Genomic DNA, 16,244 nt, shown 5'->3' on the forward strand with positions numbered 1-16,244 from the left:
TCAGACACGTCTGAGATTCACACGCTGAGGAAACGATCCACCACCGCCTGGCTGAGTTCGGCGGTGGGGCCACTGGCAACGATGCCACCCCGTTGCATGGCGTAGTAGCGGTCGGCCTGGCGCACGAAATGCAGATGCTGCTCCACCAGGAGCACACCGATGCCTGTTTCGGCAATGATGCGCCGCACGGCAGCCTCGATGTCTTGCACGATGTTGGGCTGAATCCCCTCGGTGGGTTCATCAAGCAACAGCAATTTGGGGCGACCGAGTAGGGCACGGGCGATGGCCAGCTGCTGCTGCTGCCCCCCGGAGAGATCCCCACCCTTGCGCGGCAGAAACTCCCGCAGAATCGGAAACAACTCATACACCAGGGGATCGATCCGGCGATTGCGCGCCAGGCCACCCGGCAGGGCTTCCATGCCGAGCATCAGGTTCTCCTCCACCGTGAGCTGGGGAATGATCTCCCGCCCCTGAGGGACGTAACCAATCCCGGCCCGGGCCCGTTGGTGGGGCGACAGGCGCTGCAAGGACCGCTCTTCCAACAGCAGATCACCGCTGCGGGGTTTCAGCAAACCGATCAACGACTTGAGCAAGGTGGTCTTGCCAACGCCGTTGCGTCCGATCAGGCAGACCATCTCTCCGGCCTGCACCGACAGGTCCACATCCCGGAGGATATGGCTCTCGCCGTAATAGGTGTTCAAGCCCTGAATCTCCAGCAGTGTCATGCGTGCTCCTCATCAGCGCTGCCCAGATACACCTCGATCACCTTGGGATCGCTCTGAATCACATCCATCGAGCCTTCACAGAGCACATGGCCCTGATGCAGCACCGTGACCGGGCTGTCGAGCCGACGGATGAATTCCATGTCATGTTCAATCACCAGAACGGTGTGATCACCCGCCAGTGACCTGAGCAAATCGGCGGTGAGTTCCGTCTCCTCATCGGTGAGACCCGCCACCGGCTCATCGACTAACAGCAAATCGGGATCCTGTCCCACGAGCATGGCGATCTCCAGCCACTGCTTTTGACCATGCGACAAGGAGCCAGCAGCCTGCTGGGCCCGGCTCTGCAGGTTCACGATCGCCATCAACTGGTTGATTTTCTCGTCCTGCGTCGTCGACAACCCAGACATCAACAAAGGCCAGGGACGCTTCGGACGGCTCACCGCCAGGGCGAGATTCTCATGCACCGTGAGCTGCTCAAACACCCGGGGGCTCTGAAATTTGCGACCGATGCCCAAACGGGCAATGCGGTGTTCGGGCAGTCCCCGCAGGCTGCACCCCTTGAACAGCACCTCGCCACGGGTTGGCTGCACCTTGCCGGTGATCACATCCAGGAAGGTGGTTTTCCCGGCCCCGTTCGGGCCGATCACGGCGCGCAGCTCACCGGGCTTGAGGCAGAGGTTGAGATCATTGAGGGCGAGAAAACCATCAAAACTGACGCTGATCGCCCGCAACTCGATCAAATGGGTCGAGGCCGTCATGGCTGCACCTCCTCATCACCATCCAGCTCCAAACGCGGATAGGTGGCCAAACGTCTCGGCACACCGAGCCGGAGCAGGAGATTGCGCGGACCATCGCTACGCCACCACCCCAGCAGTCCCTCCGGCAACACAGTCACCACCAGGATGAAGAGACCGCCCTGAATGAACATCCAGGATTCGGGAATCGCTTCACTCACCAGGCTCTTGGCGTAGTTGATCAACACGGCCCCCAACACGGCCCCGAGCAGGGTGCCCCGTCCACCCACGGCGACCCAGATCACCATCTCGATCGAAAAGGGCACCGTCATGTATTGGGGCGAGACAATGCCCGATTGCACCGTGTAGAGAGCACCCGACACACCGGCGAGAGCGCCGGCCAAGGCAAACACGATCGTTTTGAACTGGGTCGGGTTGTAACCCGTGAACCTCAGGCGCGGTTCATCGTCGCGAATCGCAATCAGTACATCACCGAAGCGACCACGCACCAGCCAGCGCACAAACAACCAGCTCACGATCACCAGAGCAGCCGTGAGCCAGAAAAAGCCCCGCTGCATGCCTTCGGAGCCCACCATCTGACCGAACAGCATGGTGACATCGGTCTTGAGACCGTTGGTGCCATTGATCAGCTTCTGCTGGCCGTTGAAGAAATTGAAGAACACCAGCAGGGCTGCCTGGGTCAGGATCGAGAAATACACCCCCTTGATCCGGTTGCGGAACACGAGATACCCGAGGCCTGCCGCCACCAGCGCAGGAATCAGGGCGATGGCGATGAGCGTGAACAAGGGCGATCGAAAGGGCTCCCAGAACAGGGGCAGCTGATCAACGCCATAGAGACTGAAGAACTCCGGCAGCCCATGGGCCGCCTCCGATGCACTGCCGAGCTGCAGAAACATGGCCGCGGCATAACCACCGAGGGCGAAGAAAATCCCCTGGCCCAGACTGAGCAAACCAGTGAACCCCCAGATCAGGTCAATCCCAAGGGCCACGATCGCCAGGGCCAGATAGCGGCCGAGAAGGTTGAGGCGAAACACAGGCAACACCGATGGCGCCAGCAGCACCGCCACGATCACGACGGCCCAGAGCAGCCATGACCAAGGAAAACGAGGACGGGTCATCATTCAGGCCTCCACCATCCGGCCCTTCTGAGGGAAGAGACCGGCGGGTCGGAACTGCAGGAACACGACAATCAGGGCGAACACCAGCACCCGCGCCATGCTCGTAGTGGCAAAGAACTGCACGGTGGATTCCAATGGCGCTGGCATCTCGGGCCAGAGCGTGAGCAGACGGCCGGCGCCGATCAGATCGGTGAGCACACCGATGGCCAGGGAGGCGATCACGGTGCCGAGCAGGTTGCCGACACCACCAAGCACCACCACCATGAAACAGGCCACGATGTAAGACGAACCCACGTTCGGGCCGACCGAACCCAGCATCGACACCGCCACACCGGCAATGCCTGCCAGGCCGGAACCGATGCCGAAGGTGAGCACATCCACGGTGTCGGTGGAGATTCCCAGACAATCACTCATGGAGCGGTTCTGCGTAACGGCCCGAATGCGCAGGCCCCAAACGCTGCGATTGAGGAACCAGGCGATCGCCACCAGGGCCAGCACGGTGATCACGATGATCACCAAACGGGGCACGGGAAAGGTGACATCCATCCACTCGATCCCGCCACGCATCCAGGCAGGCGCGGTGACATCCACATTGCGTGCATCCGGGCGAGAGAGTTTGCGGATGGCTGCGGCCAATCCACCGGCCGACAACGCACCAACGAGGGCGCCAATGGCCCAACTGCCTAGTCGAAGCCAACGCGAAGTCGCTTGCAGCTGCAGCCGCTCCGGCAGCAACGCCGGTAGCAGAAAACCGATCAGCAGGGCTAGCACAAGTCCGGCGCCGTAGGCGAGGGGCACACTGCGAACGAACTGCTGCAAAATCAAACTCACACCCCAGGTGGCGAGCAACGTCTCCAAAGGGTTGCCGTAAAGACGGCGGATGATCGTGCGCTCCAGCAAAATGCCAACAACGCCACTCACCACAAAGGCAATCGGCAGAGCAACAATCAAGTAGATGCCGTAGACGGGTTGAAGCGCAGGCTGCTTAAAAATCAGCTGCACCACATAGGTGGTGTAAGCACCAAGCATGATCAGCTCACCGTGGGCGAGATTGATCACACCCATCAGACCGAACACAATGGCCAGGCCAAGTGCTGCAATCAACAGCACAGAACCAATCGCCAGACCATTGAAGAGGCTTTCAAGAAGAAGCTCCACTGGCAATTATCAGAGAGTGAAAAAGAAGCGGGAGTGTCGATCCACTCCCGCAGTATTAAAGCCAGTGATCAGAGCTTGTATTTCTCGCCCTTACTGGGATCGCTCCAGTCGCAGGCGAAGCCTTTAGAGGAAGGATCAAACTGGTTCCAGGCCTGGGGATCGATCGGGTTATCCGACTGAGCCACAATCTCAAACTGACCTGCGGGAGTGATCTTACCGATCCTGGCAATCTGAGAGATGTGGTGATTGGGACGCACTTCGATCGGCCCTTGAGGAGCATCAAACTTGACACCGATCAAAGCTTCCCGCACCTTGTCGTCATCGAAGCTGCCGGCTTTTTCAACCGCCTTCTTCCAGAGATAGACCATGTTGTAGGCCGACTCCTGGGGATCAGCCACCACGGCATCGGGATCATCTGTGAACTTCTTGTAGTTGGCAGCGAAGGTCTTGGATGCCGGCGTATCGATCGACATCATGTAGTTCCAGGCGCCGTAATGGCCCTTGAGGAACTCGGGTCCAATCGTTTTGATTTCCTCCTCAGCAATGGAGTAGCTCATCACGTAATAGCCATTCTCGGGCGTGATGCCAGCATCCTGAATCTGCTTGAAGAAAGCTACGTTCTGGTCGCCATTCAAAGTGTTGATGATCACACCACCATCAGGGAGAGCCTCTTTGATCTTGGCGATGATTGGCGCCACCTCGGTGTTGCCGAGAGGGAGATAGTCTTCACCCACCACCTTGCCACCAAGCACGGCCAGTTGTGCCTTGGTGATCGTATTCGAAGTGCGGGGGAAGACGTAATCAGAGCCCACGAGGAAGAAGGGTTTCCCGGCAGCCGGCGACTTCAGATACATGAACTCGGTGGCTGGCTCCGATTGCTGATTCGGAGTCGCACCGGTGTAGAAGATGTTCTTGGAACACTCCTGCCCCTCATATTGAATCGGGTAATAGAGGAAAGCATCCTTCGACTCATAGACCGGCAGCATCGCCTTGCGGCTTGCTGAAGTCCAGCCGCCGAACACAACCGCAACCTTGTCGGAATCAATCAGCTTCTTGGACTTTTCGGCAAAGGTGGGCCAATCCGACGCCCCATCCTCAACGATGTAATCGATTTTATATTTCTTGCCATCCACTTCAATGCCACCCGCGGCATTGATTTCCTCAATGGCCATCTTCTCAGTATCCACCAAGGTGGTTTCCGAGATCGCCATGGTGCCACTCAGAGAGTGAAGGATGCCCACCTTGACGGAATCATCAAACTGGCCGCTATCTGCCGTTTTTTCACCACCGCCACAGGCCGTGACCGACACACCGAGGGAAACAGCTGCGAGCCCAATTAGGAACCGCTTTGACAATGGTTGAGTCATTGTGCATCTGGAAATTCGTGAGTCGCGCGCTTGTCAAAGCGGCACATTTACCCTCCCAGCGCCTGTGCCCAGCGCGGGTATCAATGGCAACGCTTTTGCAGGCGCCTGGCGATCAACTCCTCAATTCGGTAGTTGTTGCAACACAAACGCCTCCACCTCATCCAGACCTTCGCCGCTGTTGAGGTTGGTGAAGCACCAAGGACGCGCACCTCGCATCCGTACGGTGTCCCGTTCCATTACCTGCAGATCCGCCCCGACCAGCGGCGCCAGATCGATCTTGTTGATCACCAACAGATCAGAGCGGGTGATTCCCGGCCCCCCTTTACGAGGAATCTTGTCGCCGGCCGCCACATCGATCACATACAGACAGAGATCCACCAGTTCCGGGCTGAAACTGGCCGCCAGATTGTCGCCACCGCTTTCCACCATCACGAGATCCAGATCGGGGAACGCCGCCTCCAGCTCCGCCACAGCCGCCCGGTTGATCGAACAGTCCTCCCGAATCGCGGTGTGCGGGCAACCGCCGGTTTCCACCCCCCGGATCCGTTCCGGCTCCAGCGCACCGGCGCGGGTCAGGAACTGGGCGTCCTCCTGGGTGTAGATGTCATTGGTGACCACCGCCAGCTGAAGGCGATCACGCAGGCGGCGGCAGAGCGCTTCCACCAGAGCCGTTTTTCCAGACCCCACCGGCCCGGCAACGCCAAGCCTCAATTTGCTGCCGGCCATCAGCTTCGGAACAGTTTTGAATACAGCTCAGCATGCAAGAGCTGGGCCATCGAAGCACCCACCCCGGAGCTCCAGAGCTGGCGCGGATCCTGATTCTGCAACGACGCGGCCTGGGCAGCGATCAGGGGCAGTAGCCGGCGCTGCAGCAGCTGAGCCCGGCTGGGGCCCAGAGGCACCAACCGAACGGCGGCGCTGAGCTGATTGGCAACCCAGCTGTAGAGATAGCCCTCGGCCAACTCCAGCGGGCCCAACTCCCAGACCAGCCCCGCCCAGGCGAAGGCAGCCGGATATGCAAGCGCGGGCTCCACCCTGTCGCCGTAGGGCGAAGGCAACGGATGGCCGAGGTCGGCCAGCAACTGCTGCAGGGAGCGACCCATCTGCCGCTGCTGGACCCGCATCGCCGGCGCCTCCCGCTGGGCCAGCAACCAGCGATCGAGGTCGAGCAGGCGCTGGCGGGCTTCGTCATCAGCAACGCCATGGGACGACTGATCTCTCCATTGCTGCAAGGCCAGGCGCAGTGGTGCCAGGGCGGCGGTGTCGATCCGCACGGCACCACGCTCGAGTTCGGCCCGCAGCCAGGCTTCCAGCGCCTGCTGATCCGGCAGGGCCCCCTGTTGCTGCTGCTGTTCCAGCCCCTCGGAATAACTGAATGCGCCCACCGGCAACGCCGGACTGACCAACTGCAGCAGGGCGAGCGATCGGCTCATGGCCGGGGGTCAGCATGGGAATGGCCATGGGCCGCCGCATAGGCGCCCCCCTCGGGATGAAAGGGCAGGCAACCGGTCTCCACCTGCAGACCTCGACGCCGCAACATCTCCGCCAGCACCGAATCCTCCAACAAGCGCAGCTCCCCCTCCTGCAGTTCCAGGGCAACGTGGCGGTTGCCCAGGTGATAAGCCGCCCGAAGCAGGGCCAACGGCGAGGGCGCACGCACCACCAGCAGGGGTTCCGGTGCCGCCACCACCTTCACCTCCAGGCTGTGGCAAGCATCGCTGAGCACCTCGCCCGGCTGCAGCGGCTCGGTGCGGGGCAGTTGAAGCAACACCGCACGGCCACAGGCGGTGCGACGCCGTCCGCGCAGACGGGTGCGCTCCTCGGCGCTGAGGGGCAGCAGCAAAGCGGAGCCTGCAGCGCCGCCCTCAACGGGATGACGAGAACAGAGCTCCACCAACTCCCCTGCCCCATCCATCGCGGTGCCTTTGCTGTGCGTTGGGATCCAGCCTGCCCAGGGGAGCGGAGCGGCTTTGGTGTGAACCGCTACAGAGTGATCAGACCGATGCGGCGCAGGGTGAGGCGATGCAAGCCTCAGAGCAGCCTCCGTACCAACAGGCTCCGTCCCAACAGACTCTTTGCCAACAGCCAACCGAACCGTGGCATGGCCATTGCGACCTCCATCTGCTGCACCGCCGGGGGGTCACCATCCATCAGGGCGGCTGCAGCGCTCCGCTGAAACTGATGCGCGCCGAACGGGGCGCCGATGGTCGCTGCCAACTCCCTCTGCTGCACACCGCCGGAGGTCTGGTGGGCGGTGATGCCCTGACCATCCAGCTGGAGGCCGACAGGGGCAGCCGCGGCCTGATCACGAGCGTGGCCGCCCAGAAGGTGTATGGAAGCGTCGGGCGCAGCCGGCTGCATCCCGCTGGCGCCTGGGCCCGGCAGACCTGCCGCTTCAAGCTCGCGCCCGGCAGCGATCTGGAATGGCTGCCCCAGGAGCTGGTGCTGTTTGAAGGCGGGCTCTATGAACAAACCATGCAGGTGGAGCTCGGCCCAGGCGCCTCCTATCTCGGCGGAGAACTGGTGCGCCTGGGCCGCACCGCCGCCGGAGAAACGGTGGGGGCGGGGTGCTGGCGCTCCAGCCTGGAGATTCATCGATCGGATGGCAGCAACAGCCGCTGGGAACTGGTGGACCGGCTGGAACTGGGCGGCCATGACCTCAGCTCAGCCCATGGCATGCAACAGCAACCAGTGTTCGGATCACTGGTTTGGGCTGCACCGGAGCCATCAGACGCCGACACGCTCGTCGCCTTGCTGGCGCAGGGCCGGGAGGCCCGCAACGGCCTGACGGGAACGATGGCCTGCGATGCGCTCGATCAGGGCCTGGTCGCCCGATACCTCGGCCCATCCAGCCGGGACGCCCGGATCTGGTTCAGTCGGGTGTGGTGGCTGATCCGCCGGGCGCGCAGGCTGTCAGCACCGCAATGGCCCCGGGTGTGGCCATTGCAGGAAGACCCACTGGTGGGCTGGAACCACTGAGCACCTGCTGGATGGAGCGATGAAGTGTTCACCACGAACCAGAACAGTGCCGGCCCGCTGCAAAGGTTGAGGCTGGGTGTGCAGGCGTCACACCCATCACCATGCCCGCCATGCATCTCTCCCCCCAGGAGAAAGACAAACTCCTGATCGTGACCGCAGCGCTGCTGGCGGAACGGCGGCTCCAACGGGGCCTCAAGCTCAACCATCCCGAAGCCGTGGCCTGGCTCAGCTTCCTGGTGCTGGAAGGAGCCCGCGACGGCAAAAGCGTGGCCGAACTGATGCAGGAGGGCAGCACCTGGCTGGGCCGCGATCAGGTGATGGAGGGTGTGCCGGAACTGGTGCATGAGGTGCAGATCGAAGCGGTGTTTCCCGATGGCACCAAGCTCGTGACCCTGCACGACCCGATTCGCTGACCCACCCCTTCCCATCCCTGCCATGGCCCCCTCCATCCCCGGCAACCTCATTCCCGGCGAACTGCTGCCCGAACCGGGGGAGATCGAACTCAACGCCGGTCGCCCCGTCACCACGATTTCGGTGGCCAACAGCGGCGACAGGCCGGTGCAGGTGGGCTCCCACTTCCACTTCGCCGAAGCCAACGCCGCCCTGCAGTTCAACCGCGAGGCCGCCAGAGGCCAGCGCCTCGACATCCCCGCCGGCACGGCAATCCGGTTTGAACCGGGCGACAGCCGCGACGTGAACCTGATCCCCTTCGCCGGTGCCCGGCGGGTGATCGGCTTCAACGGCCAGATCAACGGACCCCTCGACGCCTGACGCCATGCCGACTCACCTCTCCCGCCAGGCCTACGCCGAGACCTACGGACCCACCACGGGCGACCGCCTGCGACTTGCTGACACCGACCTGATCCTCGAGGTGGAGCAGGACTTCACCGTGTATGGCGACGAGGTGAAGTTCGGCGGCGGCAAGGTGATCCGGGACGGCATGGGCCAGGCCCAAACCAGCCGGGCTGATGGCGCGGTGGACACGGTGATCACTAATGCCCTGATCCTCGACTGGTGGGGCATCGTCAAGGCGGATGTGGGCCTGAAAGACGGCCGCATCGTGGCGATCGGCAAAGCCGGCAATCCCGACATCCAGGACGGGGTGACGATCGTGGTGGGCCCCGGCACCGAAGCGATCGCCGGGGAAGGGCACATCCTCACCGCAGGTGGCATCGACACCCACATCCACTTCATCTGCCCTCAACAGATCGAGACCGCCCTGGCCAGCGGCGTCACCACCCTGCTCGGAGGTGGCACCGGCCCCGCCACCGGCACCAACGCCACCACTTGCACCCCCGGCGCCTTCCACATCGGCCGCATGCTCCAGGCCGCCGAAGGCCTGCCGGTGAACCTCGGTTTCTTCGGCAAGGGCAACGCCAGCACACCCGAAGCCCTGGAGGAACAGGTGCGGGCCGGCGCCTGCGGCCTCAAGCTGCATGAAGACTGGGGCACCACACCGGCTGCGATCGATACCTGCCTGTCGGTCGCCGACCGCATGGATGTGCAGGTGTGCATCCACACCGACACCCTCAACGAGGCGGGCTTCGTGGAAGACACGATCCGCGCCATCGGCGGCCGCACGATCCACACCTTCCACACCGAAGGGGCCGGTGGCGGCCACGCCCCCGACATCATCAGGATCTGCGGTGAGGCGAACGTGCTGCCCAGCAGCACCAACCCCACCCGGCCCTACACCCGCAACACGCTCGAGGAGCACCTCGACATGCTGATGGTGTGCCACCACCTCGATCCGAAGATCCCGGAAGATGTGGCCTTTGCCGAATCGCGCATCCGTCGCGAAACGATCGCCGCGGAAGACATCCTGCACGACCTCGGCGCCTTCTCGATCATCGCCAGCGACTCCCAGGCGATGGGTCGTGTTGGAGAAGTGATCACCCGCACCTTCCAGACGGCCCACAAGATGAAGGTGCAACGGGGTGCCCTGCCGGAAGACTCGAGCCGCAACGACAACCACCGGCTGAAGCGCTACATCGCCAAGGTGACGATCAACCCGGCCTTGGCGCACGGCATCAGCCGCCAGGTGGGGTCGATCGAAACCGGCAAACTCGCCGATCTGGTGCTCTGGAAACCCGGCTTTTTCGGGATCCGGCCGGAGCTGGTGCTCAAGGGTGGTTCGATCGTCTGGGCCCAGATGGGCGATGCCAACGCCTCGATCCCCACGCCCGGGCCGGTGCACGGCCGGCCGATGTTCGGCGCTTACGGCAAAGCCCTCGCCCCCAGTTGTCTCACCTTCGTGAGCGAAGCGGCGATGGACGCCGGCATCCCCCAGGAGCTAGGCCTCGAACGGCCCTGCGTGCCGGTGCAGGAGACACGCAGTGTGGGGAAAGGCGCCCTCAAGCTCAACGCCGCCCTGCCCAAGGTGAGCGTCGACCCGCAGACCTACGAAGTGTTTGCCGATGGTGAGCTGCTCACCTGCGAGCCCGCCGAGGTGCTGCCCCTGGCCCAGCGCTACCTGCTGCTTTAGGGGAACTGCTTCAGGCCGGGATCCACCTGGTTGAGCTGGTCGCGGCTGAAGCGGGGGCTGATCAGCAACCGCAGCGGCTCGCTGCCACTGAACACTCCGGATGTGGCCGTCGGTGCTAGCAACGGCGGCGCGGATGGGGTGTTGCGGAGGTGTTGATCGAAGAAAGCGCGGGCCATCCCCTTCAATTCCTCTCGCGCCAGGGGCTGATCCGGGCCGATCACGAAGGGGGGCAGCTTGGCGCTGCCATCGAGAAAGGACAGATGGGTGCCGTTGTGTTGCAAGGCCAACAACGACCCGGGCTGCTGAATCGAGGTGAAGGGAATCAGCTGCTGGGAGATGGGCGGCGCGAAAATATCGTCGGTGCCGGAGACGAACAGAATCGGTGCGGCGATCGCCTTCAGCGACGTGGGGCTGAAGATCGGATTGGTCACCGGATTCACGGCCACCGCCGCCTTCACGCGCGGATCGCGGAAACTCTTGCGTTGCACCACCTGGCCGGGCGCCACGCATTGCCACACCACCGCGGCATTGAGCACCACCTTGTCGGGGTCATTCAGCTCAGCACATCCCTTGATGAGATGGGGCCAATCCAGTTCGGCACCGGCCAGAGCCGTCACGGTGTACCCACCCAACGACTGACCGAGCACGCCCACCTCGCGGGTGTTCACCCGATTGCCGTAGCGCTGCTGCATCTGATCAATCAGGTCACTGACGCTGAGCGGTTGGCTGTACCAGGCATTCGGGGGCGGAATCGTGCCCGTGCCCTGAATCACCGCCTTGATCGTGTTGGCGCTGGTGAAGGGGAAATCCAGCGACGCCACCGCATACCCATGGCTCGCCAGCTGCTTGCCCACATACAGAAGGGCATTCATGTCGGTGTTGAGGCCGGGAGCGATCACCACAAGCCGGGCCGGGCGGGCGCTGGTGGCACTACTGGGGAGATAGGCGATCGCGCTGATCGTGGTACCGAGGCGGCCCTGAAATTGAAACGGGGTCTGCGTGAAACGCTCCTCGCCCTTGGCGGCCAGCGTCGCCAGATCAGGACCCTGGGCCGGTGCTCCCTGAATGGAAGCGATGCGAGGAAACAGCTTGTTCTGCAGGTTGAACTGCTGGGTGAGCGAATCAGCGAGAGACAACACTGCGGCAACATTGACCGGCAGGATCTGGGTGGGATAGGCCTCCAACACATCGATGAGGCGCAACTCACCCGACTTGGCCGCACCGAGAATTAAGGCGGACGACAGAGCGGGCTCAGCGATCGCGGCGGGCTGAACCAGCACCTTGACCAGCTGCTGCAGGGAGCGTTGACCGAGGGGGGTGCTCAGGAAGTTCGATGCCATCACATCGGTGACTGGCAGGCTCTGATTGAGCAGCTTGCGCAGCGACTGCTGCTGTTGTGGGTTGAGGAGATCGAGATAGGTCTGCAGGTCTTCATTCACCTGACCCGTTTCCGTGAAGGTGACCAGCGATGGCACCGAAACATCACGGGAAAACTCACCGAACTGAAAGCGAATGCGCTCTGCCGCGTCTGCCGCCGGCGCAAGAGCGAGGGCGCCCGTGACGGCGGTCATCAGCTTCAGAAGCAGCGCACGCATAAAGAACTCGTTTCACTCGCAGCACCTTCTCCGATTCCCGCCCGCTTGACAACATCCGGACAGGGCCGATCCAGGATTTTGGATTCGGTAACGAATGCGACCTGCCCCGGCAGGACGGAAGCCTTGGATGGGCCCAGCCTGTTCACGGCTCATGTTCACGGATTACAGACCCAGCCGCGGCTACGACGAATATTTCTGCAGCGAGCAGGCCGAACCGCGCAGCGCCCTGCTGCCCCTGCTCTCCTCCCTGGGTCGGATCGGGCTCGATGAACTGAATCGCTCCCATGCCTCCGCCAGCAACCTGCTCCGGCGCCTCGGAGCCACCTTCCGCCTCAATGACTCCGGTCAACAGGGCGGCGAACGGATTCTTCCCTTCGACCCCCTGCCGCGCCTGATCAGCCGCTCGGAATGGAGCACCCTCGAGCGCGGTCTGCTGCAGCGCCTGGAGGCGATCGACTGTTTCCTGGCCGATGTGTATGGCGACCAGGCGATCCTCCGGGATGGGGTGATCCCCCGAGACGACGTGGAAAGTTCCCAGGGCTGGCGCCCCCAGATGCAGGGGATGACCATGCCGCTCAACCGTTGGTGCCACATCTCCGGTCTGGATCTGATCCGTGATGGACAGGGCAACTGGCGCGTCCTGGAAGACAACCTGCGCTGCCCGTCCGGTGTTGCCTACTTCCTGGAAAACAGGCGCGTGATGAAACGCCTGTTCCCCAGCCTGTTCGAGGGACGCACGGTGCAACCGATCGATGACTATCCCTCCCACCTGCTTCGCACCCTCAAGGAACTCGCCCCCTGGACCGACACACCCCGGGTGGTGCTGCTGACACCAGGCGTGTTCAACAGCGCCTACTTCGAGCACAGCTATCTGGCCCAGCAGATGGGAATCGGCCTGGTGGAAGGTCGGGATCTGGTGTGTGAGAACGGGCGCGTGTGGATGCGCAGCACCCGCGGCCTCGAACCGGTGGATGTCATTTATCGGCGCATTGATGATGACTTCCTCGATCCCCAGGTGTTCCGGCGTGATTCGATGCTGGGTGTTCCCGGCTTGATCGAGGTGATGCGTCAGGGGCGGGTGGCGATCGCCAATGCCCCTGGCACCGGCGTCGCCGACGACAAATTGATCTATGCCTACGTGCCGGAGATGATCCGGTATTACCTCAACGAGGAGCCGGTGATCGCCAATGTGCCCACCTACCTCTGCTCCCGACCCGACGATCTGAGGTATGTGCTGGAGCATCTGGAGGAGCTGGTGGTGAAGTCGGTGGCGGAAGCGGGCGGCTACGGCATGCTCATCGGCCCCCACGCCAGCCGGGAGGAGATCGAGGCCTTTGCCGTGCGCATTCAGGCCAACCCCCGCAACTACATCGCCCAACCCACCCTTGAACTCTCCACCGTGCCTTCCCTCAGTGAAGGTGTGCTCTACCCCTGCCATGTGGATCTGCGTCCCTATGTGTTACGCGGGCGGAGCAATTGGGTGAGTCCGGGAGGCCTCACGCGCGTGGCCCTGAAGCGGGGATCCTTGGTGGTGAATTCCTCCCAGGGCGGCGGCTGCAAGGACACCTGGGTGGTGAGCGACAGCCAGGTGGTGAGCGACAGCCAGGTGGTGAGCGACAGCCAGGTGGTGAGCGACAACACGCCATGTTGAGCCGCGTTGCCGATTCGCTCTACTGGATCAATCGCTACGTGGAGCGGGCCGAGAACATCTCCCGTTTTGTGGAGGTGAGTGAAGCGATGGCCCTCGACTGCCCGCCAGGCAGCGCTGAGCCCTGGCTGCCCCTGGTGGATGCCAGTGGTGATCGCGACCTATTCGATCGTCAGGCGGGCGGCCAGAACCCGAAGGATGTGATCCGCTTCCTCGTGTCGGATCACGAGAACCCCAACAGCATCGTGAGCTGCATCGCCATGGCGCGGGAAAACGCGCGCCAGATCCGCGATGTGATCACCACCGAGATGTGGGAGCAGATCAACGGTCTCTACTGGAGCCTGCAGGATGGCGAAGCGATCTGGCAGGAGCCGGAACAGGAACAGTTGCGCGACATCCGGCGAGGTTGCCAGCTCTTCTATGGCATCACCGATGCCACCCTCAGCCGCGACCTCTCCTGGCTGTTCAGCCGGCTGGGTCGCCTGATCGAACGGGCCGACAAAACCTCCCGGATCCTCGATGTGAAGTATTTCCTGCTGCTGCCCTCACCAGAGGAGGTGGGGGGCGTGCTGGATGAACTGCAATGGATTGCCCTGCTGCGATCCGCCGGTGCCTATCAGATGTTCCGCCAGAGCATGCAGGAGGCGATCGCCCCCAGCGCCGTAGCCTCCTTCCTGCTGCTCGATCCGATCTTTCCCCGCTCGGTGCGCTGCTGTCTGCAGGGCATCAGCGACACCCTGCAACAGATCCAGCGCCAGCCGGTGCCAGGCCCACCGGATGATCTGGAGTGTCTTCGGGGCCAGTTGCTGGCGCGCTGGAGTTATGTGCGCATCGACGCCCTGATTGGCAGCGGCCTGCATGAAGCGATCGACCAGCTCCAATCCGACCTGAACCGCTTGCATCAACTGATCCACGAGCGCTATTTCACCCTCGCCGATCTCCGTTCCATTCCCGCCGATCCCGCATGCGCGCTCAGCTGATCCATCGCCTCTCCTACCGGTATGCGGCGCCGGTGAACCTGGGCGAGCATCGCCTCTGTTTGCGGCCGCGCGGCCAGGGATTTCAGCGCCTGATCAGCCATCAGCTTGAAATCACCCCTGACCCGCTCCATCGCCACGAACTGGTGGCCTCCAGTGGCGATGAAATCTGTCGGGTGCGCTTTCTCGGCGCCACCGACCGACTCAGCTTCGTGGCGCGCAGCCTGGTGGAAACGCGCCAGGCACCACCGCTGGAAGACTGTTTCAGCGGCATGGAACCCTCCTTGCCCTATCCGCGCGGCCTGTTGAACCGAGACTTGCAGGGCGCCCTTGAGGGCTGGCTGCCGGATGGACAGCACGACCCCTCAGCGGTGGAACTGGCCCAGGACGCCCTGATGGGCAGCAATCAGCAGGCCCTGCCCTTCCTGCGCCAACTGGTGGAGATGATCCAGGATCGGGTCAAGTACACCCAACGCCACATCGGCCCGGCCTGGCCTGCCGGTCGCACCCTGCGGGAGCGGGTCGGCTCCTGTCGCGACCTGGCGATGCTGATGATCGAATGCTGCCGCTGCGTGGGACTGCCGGCTCGTTTCGTGAGCGGATACCACCTGGTGGATCCGGCGCCGGAGCAGTACGACCTGCATGCCTGGGCGGAGGTGTATCTGCCGGGGGCCGGCTGGCGGGGCTTTGATCCGAGCGGCTGCGGCGCCATCGATGATCGCTACATCGTGGTGGCCAGCTCCTCCAGGCCTGAGCTCACAGCCGCGGTAACCGGCAGCTTCAGCGGCCCGCCGAACACCGCCAGTGAACTGCACTGGAGCATCGAGGCGGAGATTGATGGCGACGGCCTGCTGCTCCGAGGCGACCAGGGAAAGGACTCTGTCTCCAAGCAGGTTCAGGCGGCCTGAACCAGCGGCGCCAGGCCATGCAACCTGGGGCGTGGCGCCGCCGTGGAGGTGACGGCATAGAGCCGCGGAATCCGCTCACTGTTGTAAACGCGGAATTCACGCACGAGAGAAGCACCTGGATCACGAAGGGCCTGGTTGAGCACCACCGAACCCTCCGGATCGGACACGGAGCGATGAAAGGTGCCCCTGGGAATGCGCAGGATGTCGCCGCCGCTCTCCAGCCGCACGATGTGAAACGGCTCTGTCCAGCTGAGATTGACCAGGTAAAACGTGCGTCCGCCGCTGGCGGCGAGCAGGTTGTCTTCCTGATGGGGATGCAGATAGAACTGCCAGGCGCCGGTGTCGGGGGCATTGGGGGGGCTGACCGCCGGACCGCTGTGGATCACCAGATCGCGGGCATTGGAGCCGTTGACCGTGACATCAAAAAAGCGCACAGAGGGCGTATCCCGAAAGCGTTCATAAGAGAGCAGTTCGAACACTGAGACGGCATCCTGTCCGTGGCAACCACCGTTGTACGAGTCAGCCCTGG

17 protein-coding genes are annotated in these 16,244 nt (G+C 63.0%); 7 read left to right on the plus strand and 10 right to left on the minus strand.

Going from position 1 to position 16,244, the window contains the following annotated elements:
* Positions 1–17: 17 nt before the first annotated feature.
* The 8 genes from urtE to ureE form a co-directional block, all read right to left on the minus strand.
* Positions 18–725 (minus strand): urea ABC transporter ATP-binding subunit UrtE, encoded by a 708-nt coding sequence (gene urtE, locus SynWH8101_RS13585; RefSeq protein ID WP_130130209.1) that lies wholly within the window; start codon positions 723–725, stop codon positions 18–20.
* On the minus strand, positions 722–1,483 hold the full coding sequence (urtD, locus tag SynWH8101_RS13590; RefSeq protein WP_130130210.1) for an urea ABC transporter ATP-binding protein UrtD: 762 nt from the start codon (positions 1,481–1,483) through the stop codon (positions 722–724). The genes urtE and urtD overlap by 4 nt, the downstream gene beginning before the upstream one ends.
* Positions 1,480–2,601, minus strand: a complete 1,122-nt coding sequence (urtC, locus tag SynWH8101_RS13595) for an urea ABC transporter permease subunit UrtC (RefSeq protein ID WP_130130211.1) — start codon at positions 2,599–2,601, stop codon at positions 1,480–1,482. The genes urtD and urtC overlap by 4 nt, the downstream gene beginning before the upstream one ends.
* A complete protein-coding gene (locus SynWH8101_RS13600; RefSeq protein ID WP_130130212.1) occupies positions 2,602–3,756 on the minus strand; it encodes a branched-chain amino acid ABC transporter permease in 1,155 nt (384 codons plus the stop codon).
* A 68-nt stretch (positions 3,757–3,824) separates the two neighbouring features.
* The gene (gene urtA, locus SynWH8101_RS13605) at positions 3,825–5,123 is read right to left on the minus strand and encodes an urea ABC transporter substrate-binding protein (protein WP_130130213.1); all 1,299 of its coding nucleotides are present in this window, start codon (positions 5,121–5,123) and stop codon (positions 3,825–3,827) included.
* Positions 5,124–5,243: 120 nt separating this feature from the next.
* The gene (gene ureG / locus SynWH8101_RS13610) at positions 5,244–5,849 is read right to left on the minus strand and encodes an urease accessory protein UreG (RefSeq protein WP_130130214.1); all 606 of its coding nucleotides are present in this window, start codon (positions 5,847–5,849) and stop codon (positions 5,244–5,246) included.
* On the minus strand, positions 5,849–6,556 hold the full coding sequence (locus SynWH8101_RS13615) for an urease accessory protein UreF (RefSeq protein WP_130130215.1): 708 nt from the start codon (positions 6,554–6,556) through the stop codon (positions 5,849–5,851). The genes ureG and SynWH8101_RS13615 overlap by 1 nt, the downstream gene beginning before the upstream one ends.
* Positions 6,553–7,038 carry an urease accessory protein UreE gene (ureE, locus tag SynWH8101_RS13620; RefSeq protein ID WP_130130216.1) on the minus strand — a complete coding sequence of 162 codons (486 nt, stop codon included), beginning with the start codon at positions 7,036–7,038 and terminating at the stop codon, positions 6,553–6,555. Before ureE ends, SynWH8101_RS13615 begins: the two co-directional genes overlap by 4 nt.
* Positions 7,039–7,145: 107 nt before the next feature.
* On the opposite strand from ureE, the gene SynWH8101_RS13625 reads away from it, so the two are divergent.
* The 4 genes from SynWH8101_RS13625 to ureC all read left to right on the plus strand — a co-directional run bounded on the left by SynWH8101_RS13625 (position 7,146) and on the right by ureC (position 10,587).
* Positions 7,146–8,102, plus strand: a complete 957-nt coding sequence (locus tag SynWH8101_RS13625) for an urease accessory protein UreD (RefSeq protein ID WP_130130554.1) — start codon at positions 7,146–7,148, stop codon at positions 8,100–8,102.
* Between the two features lie 110 nt (positions 8,103–8,212).
* A complete protein-coding gene (locus SynWH8101_RS13630) occupies positions 8,213–8,515 on the plus strand; it encodes an urease subunit gamma (protein WP_130130555.1) in 303 nt (100 codons plus the stop codon).
* A 22-nt stretch (positions 8,516–8,537) separates the two neighbouring features.
* A complete protein-coding gene (locus tag SynWH8101_RS13635; RefSeq protein ID WP_130130217.1) occupies positions 8,538–8,873 on the plus strand; it encodes an urease subunit beta in 336 nt (111 codons plus the stop codon).
* Positions 8,874–8,877: 4 nt separating this feature from the next.
* A complete protein-coding gene (gene ureC, locus SynWH8101_RS13640) occupies positions 8,878–10,587 on the plus strand; it encodes an urease subunit alpha (RefSeq protein ID WP_130130218.1) in 1,710 nt (569 codons plus the stop codon).
* On the opposite strand, the gene SynWH8101_RS13645 is transcribed toward ureC, so the two are convergent.
* On the minus strand, positions 10,584–12,158 hold the full coding sequence (locus SynWH8101_RS13645; protein ID WP_254427985.1) for an alpha/beta hydrolase: 1,575 nt from the start codon (positions 12,156–12,158) through the stop codon (positions 10,584–10,586). The two genes, ureC and SynWH8101_RS13645, sit on opposite strands and share 4 nt — an antisense overlap.
* Before the next feature lie 175 nt (positions 12,159–12,333).
* Here SynWH8101_RS13645 and SynWH8101_RS13650 point away from each other — a divergent pair, with 175 nt between their 5' ends.
* Genes SynWH8101_RS13650 through SynWH8101_RS13660 form a run of 3 tightly spaced genes read left to right on the plus strand, consistent with a single transcriptional unit; the run spans position 12,334 to position 15,715 of the window.
* On the plus strand, positions 12,334–13,833 hold the full coding sequence (locus SynWH8101_RS13650; RefSeq protein WP_130130220.1) for a circularly permuted type 2 ATP-grasp protein: 1,500 nt from the start codon (positions 12,334–12,336) through the stop codon (positions 13,831–13,833).
* Positions 13,827–14,810: an alpha-E domain-containing protein gene (locus SynWH8101_RS13655; protein ID WP_130130221.1), complete on the plus strand. Its 984-nt coding sequence runs from the start codon at positions 13,827–13,829 to the stop codon at positions 14,808–14,810. Before SynWH8101_RS13650 ends, SynWH8101_RS13655 begins: the two co-directional genes overlap by 7 nt.
* The gene (locus SynWH8101_RS13660; protein WP_130130222.1) at positions 14,795–15,715 is read left to right on the plus strand and encodes a transglutaminase family protein; all 921 of its coding nucleotides are present in this window, start codon (positions 14,795–14,797) and stop codon (positions 15,713–15,715) included. Before SynWH8101_RS13655 ends, SynWH8101_RS13660 begins: the two co-directional genes overlap by 16 nt.
* On the opposite strand, the gene SynWH8101_RS13665 is transcribed toward SynWH8101_RS13660, so the two are convergent.
* Positions 15,703–16,194, minus strand: a complete 492-nt coding sequence (locus SynWH8101_RS13665; RefSeq protein ID WP_130130556.1) for a redox protein — start codon at positions 16,192–16,194, stop codon at positions 15,703–15,705. The genes SynWH8101_RS13660 and SynWH8101_RS13665 overlap by 13 nt on opposite strands.
* Positions 16,195–16,244: the final 50 nt, after the last annotated feature.

Origin of the sequence: Synechococcus sp. WH 8101 (genome assembly GCF_004209775.1) — a bacterium.
GTDB lineage: Bacteria > Cyanobacteriota > Cyanobacteriia > PCC-6307 > Cyanobiaceae > Synechococcus_C.

Excerpts from the sequence above, each read along its gene's own strand:
- SynWH8101_RS13650 (WP_130130220.1), top strand. The coding sequence starts at position 12,334 with ATGTTCACGGATTACAGACCCAGCCGCGGCTACGACGAATATTTCTGC.
- ureC (WP_130130218.1), top strand. The coding sequence starts at position 8,878 with ATGCCGACTCACCTCTCCCGCCAGGCCTACGCCGAGACCTACGGACCC.
- SynWH8101_RS13645 (WP_254427985.1), bottom strand. The coding sequence starts at position 12,158 with ATGACCGCCGTCACGGGCGCCCTCGCTCTTGCGCCGGCGGCAGACGCG.
- SynWH8101_RS13615 (WP_130130215.1), bottom strand. The coding sequence starts at position 6,556 with ATGAGCCGATCGCTCGCCCTGCTGCAGTTGGTCAGTCCGGCGTTGCCG.
- urtD (WP_130130210.1), bottom strand. The coding sequence starts at position 1,483 with ATGACGGCCTCGACCCATTTGATCGAGTTGCGGGCGATCAGCGTCAGT.
- urtE (WP_130130209.1), bottom strand. The coding sequence starts at position 725 with ATGACACTGCTGGAGATTCAGGGCTTGAACACCTATTACGGCGAGAGC.
- SynWH8101_RS13630 (WP_130130555.1), top strand. The coding sequence starts at position 8,213 with ATGCATCTCTCCCCCCAGGAGAAAGACAAACTCCTGATCGTGACCGCA.
- SynWH8101_RS13655 (WP_130130221.1), top strand. The coding sequence starts at position 13,827 with ATGTTGAGCCGCGTTGCCGATTCGCTCTACTGGATCAATCGCTACGTG.
- ureG (WP_130130214.1), bottom strand. The coding sequence starts at position 5,849 with ATGGCCGGCAGCAAATTGAGGCTTGGCGTTGCCGGGCCGGTGGGGTCT.
- urtA (WP_130130213.1), bottom strand. The coding sequence starts at position 5,123 with ATGACTCAACCATTGTCAAAGCGGTTCCTAATTGGGCTCGCAGCTGTT.
- ureE (WP_130130216.1), bottom strand. The coding sequence starts at position 7,038 with ATGGATGGGGCAGGGGAGTTGGTGGAGCTCTGTTCTCGTCATCCCGTT.
- urtC (WP_130130211.1), bottom strand. The coding sequence starts at position 2,601 with ATGATGACCCGTCCTCGTTTTCCTTGGTCATGGCTGCTCTGGGCCGTC.
- SynWH8101_RS13635 (WP_130130217.1), top strand. The coding sequence starts at position 8,538 with ATGGCCCCCTCCATCCCCGGCAACCTCATTCCCGGCGAACTGCTGCCC.
- SynWH8101_RS13660 (WP_130130222.1), top strand. The coding sequence starts at position 14,795 with ATGCGCGCTCAGCTGATCCATCGCCTCTCCTACCGGTATGCGGCGCCG.
- SynWH8101_RS13625 (WP_130130554.1), top strand. The coding sequence starts at position 7,146 with ATGCAAGCCTCAGAGCAGCCTCCGTACCAACAGGCTCCGTCCCAACAG.